At 52.6% G+C, this 12842-nt stretch carries 12 protein-coding genes; 10 read left to right on the top strand and 2 right to left on the bottom strand.

All coding sequences use genetic code 11. The annotated features are described in order from the left end of the window. Nucleotides 1–533 precede the first annotated feature (533 nt). A complete protein-coding gene (locus PsW74_RS24845) occupies nt 534–1112 on the top strand; it encodes a hypothetical protein (RefSeq protein ID WP_208988149.1) in 579 nt (192 codons plus the stop codon). A gap of 187 nt (nt 1113–1299) precedes the next feature. Here PsW74_RS24845 and PsW74_RS24840 read toward each other — a convergent pair whose 3' ends face one another. Beyond that, on the bottom strand, nt 1300–1572 hold the full coding sequence (locus PsW74_RS24840) for a hypothetical protein (RefSeq protein WP_063286168.1): 273 nt from the start codon (nt 1570–1572) through the stop codon (nt 1300–1302). A gap of 592 nt (nt 1573–2164) precedes the next feature. On the opposite strand from PsW74_RS24840, the gene PsW74_RS24835 reads away from it, so the two are divergent. Beyond that, entirely contained in the window at nt 2165–3682 is a 1518-nt protein-coding gene (locus PsW74_RS24835; protein ID WP_063286167.1) for a P-loop NTPase fold protein, read from the top strand. A 304-nt stretch (nt 3683–3986) separates the two neighbouring features. On the opposite strand, the gene acnA is transcribed toward PsW74_RS24835, so the two are convergent. Beyond that, nucleotides 3987–6662 (bottom strand): aconitate hydratase AcnA, encoded by a 2676-nt coding sequence (gene acnA / locus PsW74_RS24830; RefSeq protein WP_063286166.1) that lies wholly within the window; start codon nt 6660–6662, stop codon nt 3987–3989. A 466-nt stretch (nt 6663–7128) separates the two neighbouring features. Here acnA and PsW74_RS24825 point away from each other — a divergent pair, with 466 nt between their 5' ends. The 8 genes from PsW74_RS24825 (at nt 7129) to PsW74_RS24790 (ending at nt 12809) form a co-directional block, all read left to right on the top strand. Beyond that, entirely contained in the window at nt 7129–7569 is a 441-nt protein-coding gene (locus tag PsW74_RS24825; RefSeq protein ID WP_063286165.1) for a cupin domain-containing protein, read from the top strand. A gap of 140 nt (nt 7570–7709) precedes the next feature. Next, the gene (gene ccmA, locus PsW74_RS24820) at nt 7710–8423 is read left to right on the top strand and encodes a heme ABC exporter ATP-binding protein CcmA (protein WP_082597031.1); all 714 of its coding nucleotides are present in this window, start codon (nt 7710–7712) and stop codon (nt 8421–8423) included. An 11-nt stretch (nt 8424–8434) separates the two neighbouring features. Then, nucleotides 8435–9094 (top strand): heme exporter protein CcmB, encoded by a 660-nt coding sequence (gene ccmB / locus PsW74_RS24815; RefSeq protein WP_181951980.1) that lies wholly within the window; start codon nt 8435–8437, stop codon nt 9092–9094. Between the two features lie 178 nt (nt 9095–9272). After that, the gene (locus PsW74_RS24810; RefSeq protein ID WP_057464678.1) at nt 9273–10052 is read left to right on the top strand and encodes a heme ABC transporter permease; all 780 of its coding nucleotides are present in this window, start codon (nt 9273–9275) and stop codon (nt 10050–10052) included. Between the two features lie 5 nt (nt 10053–10057). After that, nucleotides 10058–10288, top strand: coding sequence for a heme exporter protein CcmD (gene ccmD / locus PsW74_RS24805; RefSeq protein WP_057464679.1), 231 nt, complete (start codon nt 10058–10060; stop codon nt 10286–10288). 5 nt (nt 10289–10293) lie between these two features. Continuing rightward, on the top strand, nt 10294–10887 hold the full coding sequence (locus PsW74_RS24800; RefSeq protein WP_063286164.1) for a DsbE family thiol:disulfide interchange protein: 594 nt from the start codon (nt 10294–10296) through the stop codon (nt 10885–10887). A gap of 122 nt (nt 10888–11009) precedes the next feature. After that, nucleotides 11010–11753, top strand: a complete 744-nt coding sequence (locus PsW74_RS24795; protein WP_057464681.1) for a DUF1223 domain-containing protein — start codon at nt 11010–11012, stop codon at nt 11751–11753. Nucleotides 11754–11921: 168 nt separating this feature from the next. Next, nucleotides 11922–12809, top strand: a complete 888-nt coding sequence (locus tag PsW74_RS24790; RefSeq protein ID WP_057464725.1) for a cation diffusion facilitator family transporter — start codon at nt 11922–11924, stop codon at nt 12807–12809. Nucleotides 12810–12842: the final 33 nt, after the last annotated feature.

Below are 12842 nucleotides of genomic sequence, written 5' to 3'. Positions count from 1 at the left end.
TCAGACTTGGGCCCTTCCTCTCAAACCATGCGGTCACGTTTGAAAATCGGTTCCACCGGACCTTTGAAAGATACGTTACTTCTCTCAAAAGCCCCACCCAGCCTACGACAAACTGACGGACGGTCCGCCAGCAGCCCGTTACGTAGGCATGGGAGTTAGTATGGCGGCATCTTTTGCCAGGGGGGATAAGTTTTTTGCAGGCCCTCCGGTGTTAGCCCGATCCTCAGGGGCAGTGGCTGCATAATGTGTGCGGGTGTTTGCGAGGTAGCAATGGCATTTGTGTGTGGGAGAGCATGAGTGAGTGGAGCCGAGAGGGTTATGGTTATGGGTCCCGGGTCTTCGCTTTGCTCCGCCCGGGATGACACCGGGGGAGGTTGCGGATGAGAACTCTGCGCACTCTGGCAGATAACCGGGTGTGTGTTTGGCTAAGGTCAAGTGAGGGGTGGGGTGACGGGTGTATGAGTGGGATCTGCAGTTTGTAGTGGCGAGGTGCCGGGAAGGGTGCTTTCCGGGCGATTAGAGAGGTGTTTTCGTTGAAAGTTTCGTATCTGGCTCTCAGCCTTTTGGGCGGGGCAATGTTGTTTGCTGGTGGTGCGCAGGCGCAAGGCAAAATCACCAATCATCAGGCCGAGGGAAACCTGCAGGTGACCCATGATGTGGGCTGTATTGCGCGGGAGGACGCCAAGACGAGTTACACTCCGGCAGACCTTTATGCGTCGATCTTTGCTTGCATTGAGAAGGAGCAGTATGGCTCTGCCGTTGATCTTTATGTGATGGCGTTTGCGCGTGGCACCTTTGATATGCAGCGGGTGAAGGATAAGAGCGCGTATCAGGCGCTTTCTGTGCTGCGGATGGTGACGTTTCAAAAGATGGACGAGGGGCAGCGCACTGCGTTTGGTGCAGCGCTGGAAAAGTACAGCAAGGATGGCATTGCCGAAGCCTGCGAGTTTTTAAAGGGGCAAGATGCGCCGGGTTACTACCCGAAATACATGATTGCGCACGGTATGGGTGCCTTCACGAACAAGGATGATGACGGGCTGGTCACGCCGTTTGATGCCGCTGCTGCATGGCAACTGACCCTGACAAAAGCTGGCATTTGCGCCGGTAAATAAGCGCTGGCCTGCGGAGGGTGGTGGCTCCGCAGGCCAGCAGGGTGCTTTCCGCGAGGATGCGGGGTGTAGGTGCGTTCTCGCTTCCGGCACCGGAGCGGATGGCAGTGTTGCCAAATGCTCTTACACAGTGCGCCTGCCTTTGCTCCACGTGGGCAGGTTCCCTTGCTTTGTGGAGCGCTGGGCGGGCTTAATCAGGAAGCGGAATTTTGGTGTTTATCGGCTGCGGATGAGCGACCCGCTCTAAAGTTCCGCAGCGTTTTTGGAGTGCTTCCAGTCGGTCGTGGAAGGCATGATGCAAAGTGAACAAAGCATCGCGTTCGCTGCTGTGCTGCAGTCTCTCAGTCAGCAGTAAGTGCTGCATATAGCTGAGGTTTTGCAGGTCAGAGACAACGACGAGGACTTCGTCTATTTCATTTTGGAACGTGTTTGTGGTGCCACAGGCACATGCGGAGTCGGTCATTCTCAATCCCTTTGTCTTTACAGGGTTGAACAACCGCGCGACAGCAAGACTTTCTAGGGCCCACTGGCGAGCGGGAGGCTAGAAACCTGTAAGACAGACAGGCGAGTTTATTCCCCTCCGAAGAAGGTATTGTATTCACCGCCCTCCCGCTCATAGCAAAGGGTTTGCGCGCTACCTATAAAGCAGGCACAAAAAATCCGCCAGTTAACGGGAGCGGTTACCGCTGTCTTAGAGGAGGTTTCTAGGCCTCACGCATGAATGTGGAATGAAAACCTGAGGTTGTCAAACTGGCAGTTTTGACGAGGGTGTGGATGGTGGGGGATGTGATGCGTTTCCGCCGCACCTGAGAGCCTGTGCTACACCCCATAAAGCCCGCGATCTTCACCCCATCCAACATCCCCCAATACCGTCATCCCGCACTTGATGCGGGACCCAGCTGGGCGGTGGCTAAGGGTGTGTGCAGTCGGCTCTGGATCCCGGCTCGGGGCCGGGATGACGGGGGGATATCTATAGCTCAGAGATGGTGATGGGCTTCAGCTTGTGATTGTATATAGGCAGGAAATTTTATGAGCTGCCATTGGGAGATGAGCATATGGCCATTGATAATGTTGAGCAATTTTGGTTGGACAAAGGTGATTTATTACAACGATATAATGATGCTGAATTCCTCAAGAATTTTTTATTGAAGCAAAGAGAAGTACAGGCACAACGGAGCCAACTTGGTGCCTATGTTTTAAACATTAATGCCTCGTGGGGGTACGGGAAAACTTTCTTTTTATCTTCCTTTGCTGAGCAGCTGAGCGAACAGGAATATCTTGTGGCCCGCGTGAATGCATGGGCAGACGATAACAGTGAAGATCCTTTGCTGACTGTTCTTTCCGCAATAAATCACACAATAGCGCCATACATTCAAAAAGAGCATGTTGAAGGCACCTTAAAGGAAACCAAAAAGCATGTAGGGAAGCTTATTTTATCTATTGGTAAAGGCGTCCTGATGCATCAAGCAAAGAAGCATCTCGGCACAGCGGTTGACGATGTGGTGGACCATTTTGCAGATGGCGAGGAGAAATCAGACCTTCGCGATATGGCTGGGATTTTCAAGACAGAAACTCTGAAGAGCTTTAGTGATGTCACAGATCAAGTGTTTGAAGGATTTGAGAAAGAAAAACAAATTGTAAATGACTTCAAAGATTCCTTGTCGAGTACGATTAGGGAAATTTCGGGTGCAAACGAAAACAAACCTTTATTTGTGTTTATTGATGAGCTCGATCGTTGTCGACCTTTGTACGCTATTGAGCTTCTTGAGCGTGTGAAGCATTTGTTTGATATTCCTGAGCTTGTGTTTGTTCTTGCGACAGATACAGAACAGTTAGCTTGCTCTATCAAGGCTGTTTATGGTCAGGATTTTGAAGCAACCAAATATTTGCGCCGATTTTTCAATCGTACTTACTCTTTTGCAGAACCCGACTTATCAGCCTTTATTGCGTATCAGTTAAAGCTTCGCAGGATTGCGCTCACGAACTGTGTGTTTCCAGAAAACTTAAATGTAAGAGATAGATCTCACGCTGATGAGCTGATGGATTTTATTGCGCGTTGTTGTTCTTCATTCAATATTCAACTGAGGGATATTGAGCAATGTATTGATTTGCTTGAGAGCTTTATGATTGGTTGGCGAGTTCAACACCCAGATCATTACCTCGATATGGCTGTACTCTGGCCTTCAATAATTCTATTTCATGAAAAGAGAGAAGTGCTATCACTTCACGAAATTTGCAATGAAATTGAACGGCATATTAGTTCTGGAAAGTATTCTGACCTGAGATTGAGAAGTCCGCTTCATAATGGGGAAGAATTAAGCTTAAATGATTATTTGGGGCAGTATGCCAACTACCTAGATGACATTAGCGGGGTTCAAGCGGCAACTGGGCCTCAAAACTTTCATGGTATTATTGCGCGTTTCTTGATGGCAGAGTTACGTGCGCAAGTTGGAGAGTTCTTACCGGATGGGCCCGTTGTTTCGTGGGTGAAATCATTCCCAGAAATGATCGCGCAAGCTGGAAGGTTGACTGCTGATGTTCCTTCAGAATCAAAGAAGTATGAGAAAGCCTAGCCACTTAAAGGTTAAAGAAACAACCTCCGATTTGCCGCTCTGGATCCCGGCTCGGGGGCCGGGATGATGGTGTGGGGAGGCTGAGGTCTGAGCGGGTGGCTCTGGGTCCCGCATCGCGCTGCGCTTGTGCGGGATGACATCAGAGGTGGGTGCTTGTGCCGGATGACGTCGGAGGGGGATTGCTTGTGTGGGATGACATCGGTGGAGGTGGTGGCTCTTAAGGTGGAGCTGCCAAAGAAAAACGGGCCTTGGAGGGCCCGTTTTGTGGTTGTGGGGGACTGAATAGTCTGCTTGTTGAGGTGTCTTAGCCGGAGACTAAGTTTCTCAGGACGTAGTGCAGGATGCCGCCGGCTTTGATGTATTCTAGTTCGTCTTCGGTATCGATGCGGCAGAGGGCTTCGATGGTTTTCTTTGAGCCATCTGCGAATTCGACCTGAATGTCGACCATCTGGCGGGGTTTGAGGTCTGCAACGCCGAGGATGGTTACGCGCTCGGTGCCATCGATGCCGTGGGACTGCCAGCTTTCGCCCTCTTTAAACGTGAAGGGCAGAACGCCCATGCCGACGAGGTTGGAGCGGTGGATGCGCTCGAAGGACTGAGCGATCACAGCGCGGACGCCGAGCAGTTTGGTGCCTTTTGCCGCCCAGTCGCGGGAGGAGCCGGTGCCGTATTCCTTGCCAGCAAACACCACAAGCGGGGTACCAGCTGCCTTGTATTCCATGCAGGCGTCGTAGATCCAACGCTGTTTGCCATCCTTGGTGGTGTAGCCACCTTCCACGCCCGGTACCATTTGGTTTTTGATGCGGATGTTGCCGAAGGTGCCGCGCATCATGACTTCGTGGTTGCCACGGCGGGAGCCGTAGGAGTTGAAGTCTTTTGGCGAGATCTGATGGGATTCAAGGTACTGACCTGCCGGGCTGTCTGCCTTGATCGCCCCAGCTGGGGAGATGTGGTCGGTGGTGATGGAATCCAGGAACAGGCCCATGACTGCCGCGCCCTCAATATCGGTGAGAGGTGCTGGCTCCATGGTCATGCCTTCAAAGTAAGGCGGGTTCTGCACGTAGGTGGATGCTGGTGGCCAGCCGTAGGTCATGCCGCCTTCCACCTTGATGTTTTGCCAGTGCTCGTCGCCCTTGAACACATCGCCGTAACGCTCTTCGAACATCTCTTCCGTGATGGAGGAGCGGATGAGGTCGGTGATCTCTTCCGTGGTTGGCCATAGATCCTTCAGGTAGACGGGATTGCCGTCCTGATCGTTGCCGAGCGGGTCTTTGGCCACGTTGATGTTGAGCGAGCCTGCGATGGCATACGCGACAACCAGTGGCGGGGAGGCCAGATAGTTGGCGCGCACATCCGGATTGACGCGGCCTTCGAAGTTGCGGTTGCCTGACAGCACGGAGCAGGCCACGAGGTCGTTGTCGTTGACGGACTTGGAAATTTCCGGCGGCAGTGGGCCTGAGTTACCAATACAGGTGGTGCAGCCGTAGCCGGTGAGGTTGAAGCCGAGCGCGTCGAGGTCTTCCTGAACGCCAGCTTTCTCCAGATAATCCGTCACGACCTGAGAGCCGGGTGCCAGTGAGGTTTTCACCCATGGCTTCACGTGCAGGCCCTTGGCGCGGGCTTTGCGGGCCACCAGACCAGCGCCAATGAGAACGGACGGGTTGGAGGTGTTGGTGCAGCTTGTGATCGCGGCGATGACGACGTCGCCATTGCCAAGGTCATGGTCGCGGCCTTCCACCGGTGCGCGTTTGAACTCTTCACCTGCCTTCTTGAATTCCTCCGCCATGGTTTTGGCAAAGCCTTCTGAGGCGTCAGCGAGGGAGATACGATCCTGCGGGCGCTTTGGTCCGGCGATGGATGGCACAACGGTGGAGATGTCCAGCTGCAGCGTGTCGGTGAAGGTTGGCTCCGCGTGGGTGTCGCGGTACATGCCCTGCACCTTGGCATATTCCTCCACGAGTGCGATGCGGTGGGCGTCACGGCCCGTGGACCTGAGGTACTTGAAGGTGTCGCCGTCTACCGGGAAGAAGCCACAGGTGGCGCCGTATTCCGGTGCCATGTTGGCAATGGTGGCGGCGTCTTCCAGCGAGAGGTTGTCGAGGCCGGGGCCGTAGAACTCTACAAACTTGCCGACAACGCCCTTCTTACGCAGCATTTCAACCACGGTGAGCACGAGGTCGGTGGCGGTGATTCCTTCTGCCATTTCTCCGGTGAGTTTGAAGCCGACGACTTCAGGGATCAGCATAGAGATTGGCTGGCCGAGCATGGCCGCTTCGGCCTCAATGCCGCCCACGCCCCAGCCGAGGACTGCAAGGCCGTTGACCATGGTGGTGTGGGAATCTGTGCCGACGAGGGTGTCCGGGTAAGCGACAGTTTCGCCGTCTTCTTCCTTCGTCCAGACGGTCTGGGCGAGGTATTCAAGGTTGACCTGGTGACAGATGCCGGTGCCTGGAGGAACAGCGCGGAAGTTATCAAACGCAGACTGACCCCAGCGCAGGAACTCATAGCGCTCGTTGTTGCGCTCGTATTCGCGTTCCACATTGAGCGCGAAGGCGGAGGTGGTGCCGAAATAGTCCACCATGACTGAGTGGTCGATGACGAGGTCAACGGGAACCAGCGGGTTCACCTTTTTCGGGTCACCGCCGAGGCTGACGGCAGCATCGCGCATGGCGGCAAGGTCAACAACGGCTGGCACGCCGGTGAAGTCCTGCATGAGCACGCGGGCAGGGCGATAGGCGATTTCGTGGGTGGAAGTGCGGGTGGTGAGCCATTCTGCAACGGCGCGGATGTCGTCCGCGGTGACGGTGCGGCCATCTTCAAAACGCAGAAGGTTCTCTAAAACCACCTTTAGAGAGAAAGGCAGCTGGGAGACGCCCTTAAGGCCGTTCTTTTCTGCTTCGGGAATGGAAAAATAAGTATAAGACTTGCCGCCGACTTGCAGCGTTTGTTTGGCTTTAAAACTGTCTAGAGATTGTGTCATTCGGCGATCTCCTTATTTCGTTTCCCGCTGTGAACAGGAAACGGAGCTTTGAGCTGGCGAACCTCTCCGATATATCCCGGAGTTTGGTGGTTCGCCGTCATGGCGTTGGCTTGATCATTTAACAAATGCATTAAAAGCGCTTCTTGAAATTCAATCAGCTTATAGTTGTCGTCCCTATAGCGTCTTTCTGACGCAGGTTCCAGCTGAACCGCAGCGGAAGGCTAATAATTTACCTAGGGTGAGATTAGGCCGGAACGGGGCGCCCGATCAAGCGGGTTTGGGTTTGTATGAATCACATTATATACAGCGGTATACAATGTGTCTAGCCTGTGATTTGATCCTTTGTGGCTTTAAAGGCTCGGAAGGGGATTATCGGTAGGATGCTTCTGGTTCACCTAAGAATAATCGCCGGAAGTGGCGAAAAAGTGCGCAGAGAATAGCTGAAAACAACAGAAAGGCGTTTCCCATGAAACCTGCAGTTTTGGTTGGTGCTTGTTGTCTGGTGTTGGGCGCATATGCCGTTAGCGCCCTGGCCCAGGAGAATGGAGAGGCTTACTCGAACACTGAGGTTTTGCTGGATAAGAGCGAGACGACGATTACAAAGCAGCCTTTGTTCTATCCGACTGGTCGGCAGGCTCAGGTGACGTCCCTCATCATTACGCTGGCACCTGGAGAGGCTGTTAAAGAGCACATGCATCCCATTCCTCTTTACGGATATATACTTGATGGTGAGCTGACGATCACCTATGAGAAAGAGGCTCCTCTGACCTTTAAAAAGGGGGAGGCGTTTATTGAGGCCGTCAATACCTGGCACTACGGTAAGAATACCGGAACAGAGCCAACGCGAATCCTAGCTGTGTTTATGGGAGCGAAGGATTTGCCGAATGTGATACGGCCTCCTGAATAAAGTGGTTTGCGCAAAGACGGGATCATGCAAACTGCTTTAATTCTTTGTTGGAGCGTATCTTATCCGGAAATCGGATCCACTTTCGGGATACGCCGTCAGTTTGGTAAGCAGTGTGAGCTGCTGTGGTGGTTTCAGGCGCGATGAACCAATTGAAGTTAGTCTGTCAGGGTGTTGCATGTGATCGCGGTGGCCGCAGAGTTTTGAACCATGTCGACTTTGAAGTTGGTTCAAGCGAAGCTCTGATTGTCCAGGGTCCCAATGGTGTCGGTAAATCCAGTCTGCTGCGCGTGATTGCAGGACTAGTTGCGAAAGCGAACGGCACGATTGAGCTGGAAGGTGGCATGCCCGAGCGCTCCGTTGCCGAGCATTCGCACTATTTCGGGCATCTTGATGCATTGAAGCCGTTGCAATCCGTCCTTGAAAACCTGAGTTTCTGGCGTGATTTCTTTGAGCCTGCTGCTTTTGGTGGCGGCAAAGTGCGTGAGAGCATGAGCGAGCTGGAAGCGCTGGATACTCTTGGTATCGCGCATACTGCCAGTTTGCCTGCAGGATACCTGAGTGCTGGTCAGCGCCGACGCCTCTCGGTGGCGCGCTTGCTGGTGGTGCCGCGTCCAATCTGGTTGCTTGATGAGCCGACATCCGCGCTTGATAAAGCCTCTGAAGAAGTGTTGCTGGGGTTGATTGCCGATCACATCCACGCTGGTGGCCTTGTGATTGCTGCGACGCACCTGCCGCTCAACCTGCCAAACACCAAGTTCCTCAATCTGTCGCCTGTGACGACCGAGAGTGAGCATATGTTTGCCGGAGCGGATCTGGACGATTATTTCGACGAAGACGAGCAGGACGAGGGCTGATCATGAGTTGGATGAAGAGTCTTTTTGTTCGTGAATACCAACTGGCGAACCGCGTTGGTGGTGGTGCGCTGATCGGTGTTCTGTTCTTTCTGGCTGTGGTGACGATCTTTCCGTTCGGTGTCGGCCCGGACATGATCCTGCTGTCCCGCATTGGTGCTGCTATCCTCTGGATTGGCGCATTGCTGTCAACTTTGCTGGGGTTGGATCGCCTGTTTCAGGCTGATCGCGAGGATGGAAGTCTCGAACTTCTGGTGATGTCCGGGCGTTCGCTTGAGCTGGTTGTGTTGATTAAATGTGCTGCCCATTGGGCGGCGACGGGTTTGCCGCTGGTGTTGGCGACGCCGGTTTTGTCTTTGTTTGTGGGTCTGGATTTCCAGAGCATCGTTCTGGTGACCCTGACCTTGCTTGTTGGCGCCCCCGCATTGACGCTTGTTGGTGCGGTTGGTGCTGGTGTTACCGTGTCCATGCGGCGGGGTGGGGTGTTGCTCTCCATTCTGGTTATTCCGCTGGCAATTCCAATCCTGATCTTTGGTGTGAGTGCCGCGACAGCGGGAGCGATCGACTCCAATAACTTCCTCGTTCCGTTCCTGTTTTTGTGTGCCCTGACACTTTTTGGTCTTGTTGTTGGACCTCTTGCAGCAGCTGCAGCGCTTCGCGTTTCTGGTGACTGATGACGGCAGCTGTGAGGCTGCTGAAATTGCCAGAAGCGTTAAGTCTATGTAAAATCGTCTAAAATGGGTGAAATCCCGAAGAAGTGAAGCGTCAAATTGCGCGTAATCAATGACTGTGATGGGTCCGTGACACTATGTACACATTGATGCTTCGTCATTCTCAGTTTAGAACGGCTCTATGACCTTATACGATCTTGCAAACCCAACCCGGTTCCTGAAGCTTGTGAAAGCTGTGCTTCCCTGGCTTATCGTTGCGACGGTCGCTGCGCTTGCAGTTGGCTTGTACTTCGCGTTTTTTGTTGCGCCTGAAGATTATCAGCAAGGCCAGACAGTGCGCATTATGTTTGTGCATGTCCCTGCTGCCCAGCTTGCATTGATGTGTTATGCAATGATGGCACTTTCTTCGATTGGTTCTCTGGTCTGGAAGCATCCGTTGGCTGATGTTTCGGCTAAGGCGTCTGCACCTATTGGTGCTGCATTCACATTCCTGGCTCTGTTTTCCGGCGCTGTCTGGGGCAAGCCAATGTGGGGCACCTTTTGGGTCTGGGACGCAAGATTGACCTCCTTCCTTGTGCTGCTGATTATGTATCTTGGCATTATCGCGCTGTGGAAGGCGATTGAAGATCCTATCAAGGCTGCAAAAGTAAATGCGATTATCACGTTGGTTGGCGTGATCAACGTCATCATCATCAAGTTTTCCGTTGAGTGGTGGAACACACTGCACCAGCCGCCGAGCATTATTCGTGCTGACGGCCCTGCCATTCACTCTTCCATTCTTATTCCGCTTGGTTTGATGGCTTTGGCTTTTGTGCTTTTGTTTGTGACTTTGCATCTGATGAGCATGCGTAACGAGATTATGCGCCGTCGGATCAGAGCAATGCGGATGCGTGCAGCATCTGTTGCTCCGGCTGCGTCCAGCAGCACGGTCACGAAAGCAGCTCCTGCTGGTGCGAGGTAAGGACAATGGATTTTTCAGAGTTTGGTCGTCACGCTGAATATGTGATTGCTGCTTATGCGATGGCTGCACTTGTTATTGCTGTGCTGATTGTCTGGGTGCGCTCAGACAAAACCCAGCTGGACAAAGAGATGCAGGCGTTGGAAGCAAGCGGCATTCGTCGTCGTTCCACACGCCGTGCTGGTCCTTCTGTCAGCCAGGTGGTCTCTGCAGGTTCTGATGAAAAGAGTGAGAGCTAACAGGAATGACTAGTGAAATGGACGAGGAAAAGAAATCAGGCATTTCTCCGCTGTTTCTTCTTCCGCTGATTGTTTTTGGTGCTCTTGCGGTTCTGATGGGTTTCATGATGCTGTCCGGCCATGATTCCAAAGAGCTGCCATCTGCCTTGATTAATAAGCCGGCACCTGAGTTTTCGCTTCCTCCCGTTAAAGGGCTGGAGCGTGATGGGCAGCAGGTTCCCGGGTTCCAGCGCAGTGATCTGCTTGGTCAGGTGACTGTGGTGAACATCTTTGCATCCTGGTGTGCGCCTTGCCGTGCAGAACACAAATACTTGATGGATCTTGCCAAGGATGATCGTTTTGAGATTGCTGGTCTGAACTACAAGGACACGGATGTTAAGGCGAACCGGTTCCTTGCTGAGCTGGGCAATCCTTATGATCGCGTTGGTTTTGACACTGGCCGGGCTGGCATTGAATGGGGCGTTTACGGGGTTCCTGAGACGTTCATCGTCGATGAGAAGGCTCAGATCCGCTATAAGTTTATCGGACCATTGAGTGCCGCCAGCTATCGAGATGTCTTCTTACCAGAACTTGAAAAAGTGCTGACTGAGTCCAAATAGAAGCAGTGCCCCTGATGCCTTCGGTTTTCAGGGGCTCACTGTGATGTGATTCTACAGTTATCTGGTTATTGTTTAGGTTAGCGCTGCATCAGCGATGACTTGAACAATTGCGAAGGGCCGAAATGCGGTGGTTTTCTGTAAATAGATTGACGGGTGTTATTCTCGCAGCGGGAATTGGTTTTGCGACCTCTCTCTCAGCTCAGGCGGAAACACCAAAGGCTGTGGTTGAGCTGTTTACCAGCCAGGGCTGCTCGTCATGTCCACCTGCGGACCAGTTTCTGGAGGAGCTTGTCTCAGACCAGAAGGATGTGGTCACCCTCTCTTACCACGTAGATTATTGGGATTACTTCGGCTGGAAGGACACTTTGGGTTCACCTGTGTTCACTCAGCGCCAGAAGGATTATGCCAAGAGCCGTGGTGATGCGCAGATCTATACGCCTCAGGTTGTTGTGAATGGCCGTGGGCATATGGTTGGCAGTGATCGCGGTTCTGTGAAGAATGCGATCCGCAAATCTTCTGGCATGAGCGTTCAGGTTGAAGCGATGCTTGATGACAATGCGCTTGAAGTTCAGCTCTCCGGTTCTTTGAAACAGCCAGATAAGAAGGCTGACGTTTATCTTCTTGGAATTGACAAGGAAGCAGTTGTAGAGATTCAGCGCGGTGAAAACGCTGGTACAACGCAGACTTATAAGAACGTGGTGCGCAGCATCATGCCGATTGGCATGTGGTCTGGTACCGCTGAAGTGTTCCGTTTGCCACGGACCGCTTTGAAGATGTTTGATTCCAAGAACTGGGCTGTTTTGGTTCAGACAAACTCCGGTGAGATGCCAGGCGAAATCATTGGTGCAGCTTTTTACGACAAGTAGAATTGGCCGATAAATTGCGAGTGATTTTCATTTGCAAACATTGAGTGCAAATAAGCATAAAAACTGGCTGTTTGACCCTGTTCCATTGTTTAATATGCCACTGAAACCTGATAGAGGACGATAACTTTCTAAGCAGTCGTCGAGTTTGAATTAGGGTGGATGTGGCACATGGACCAGAGCATGCGCTTTGCGCTGGGCAGCATCGTCATTGGCATACTGGTATTTACTCTTAAATACTTTGCCTTTGCGTTGACTGGCTCCATTGCGTTCTATTCTGACGCTCTTGAAACCTCCATCAATATTGCGAGTGCTTCTGCTGCTGCCGGTGCTTTGTATCTGGCGCGCAAACCTGCTGATCAGAACCATCCCTATGGACACTACAAGGCAGAGTATTTTGCTGCTGTTCTTGAGGGTGTTCTGATTGTTCTGGCGGCGATCCTGATCCTGCGCAAAGCCTATATGGGTTTGACTGAGCCGTATGAGCTTGAGGTCAATTTTCAAGGTATCGCGCTGAACTTCCTGTCTTCCGTTATCAACCTGTTCTGGGCAATGGCCTTGATGCGCATTGGTCGAGCACATCGCTCACCTGCGCTGCAGGCAGATGCCCGGCATATTATGACGGATGTTTATACATCTCTCGGTGTGTTTGTTGGTATCGCTGCTGTGTGGGCAACAGGCTGGCAGATGTTTGATCCGATCCTTGCGGGGATTGTTGCGGTCAACATCATGTGGTCCGGTTGGAAGCTGGTGCGTGAATCTGTTGGTGGCCTGATGGATGAGGCGGCTCCTGAAGAGGAGCAGGAGGAAATCCGGGCGTTGATCTCCAAGTTTGGAGATGGTGCGCTGGAGGCTCATGACTTGCGGACCCGCCATGCTGGACATGTGACGTTTGTTGATTTTCATCTGGTGGTGCCGGGTGAGATGAGCGTTCTGGATGCCCATGCGATTTGCGATCGTATTGAGGAAGGCATCGCAGAAAAGATGCCGGGCGCACGTGTGACCATCCATGTTGAGCCGGAAAATCACGCCAAGCATTCAGGAATTGTGGTTTTATAGGCACTTAGAGAGCTTGAAACCTGGACTGCGTAG

Origin of the sequence: Pseudovibrio sp. W74 (assembly GCF_001623085.1) — a bacterium.
In the GTDB taxonomy this organism is placed as follows: Bacteria; Pseudomonadota; Alphaproteobacteria; order Rhizobiales; family Stappiaceae; genus Pseudovibrio.
Note: the sequence above shows the minus strand (reverse complement) of the source record. Positions and strands in the feature narration are given on the sequence as shown.

Coding starts and splice junctions, on each gene's coding strand:
- PsW74_RS24840 (WP_063286168.1), bottom strand. CDS start 1,572: ATGACCGACTCCGCATGTGCCTGTGGCACCACAAACACGTTCCAAAAT.
- PsW74_RS24835 (WP_063286167.1), top strand. CDS start 2,165: ATGGCCATTGATAATGTTGAGCAATTTTGGTTGGACAAAGGTGATTTA.
- acnA (WP_063286166.1), bottom strand. CDS start 6,662: ATGACACAATCTCTAGACAGTTTTAAAGCCAAACAAACGCTGCAAGTC.
- PsW74_RS24825 (WP_063286165.1), top strand. CDS start 7,129: ATGAAACCTGCAGTTTTGGTTGGTGCTTGTTGTCTGGTGTTGGGCGCA.
- ccmA (WP_082597031.1), top strand. CDS start 7,710: ATGAACCAATTGAAGTTAGTCTGTCAGGGTGTTGCATGTGATCGCGGT.
- ccmB (WP_181951980.1), top strand. CDS start 8,435: ATGAAGAGTCTTTTTGTTCGTGAATACCAACTGGCGAACCGCGTTGGT.
- PsW74_RS24810 (WP_057464678.1), top strand. CDS start 9,273: ATGACCTTATACGATCTTGCAAACCCAACCCGGTTCCTGAAGCTTGTG.
- ccmD (WP_057464679.1), top strand. CDS start 10,058: ATGGATTTTTCAGAGTTTGGTCGTCACGCTGAATATGTGATTGCTGCT.
- PsW74_RS24800 (WP_063286164.1), top strand. CDS start 10,294: ATGACTAGTGAAATGGACGAGGAAAAGAAATCAGGCATTTCTCCGCTG.
- PsW74_RS24795 (WP_057464681.1), top strand. CDS start 11,010: ATGCGGTGGTTTTCTGTAAATAGATTGACGGGTGTTATTCTCGCAGCG.
- PsW74_RS24790 (WP_057464725.1), top strand. CDS start 11,922: ATGGACCAGAGCATGCGCTTTGCGCTGGGCAGCATCGTCATTGGCATA.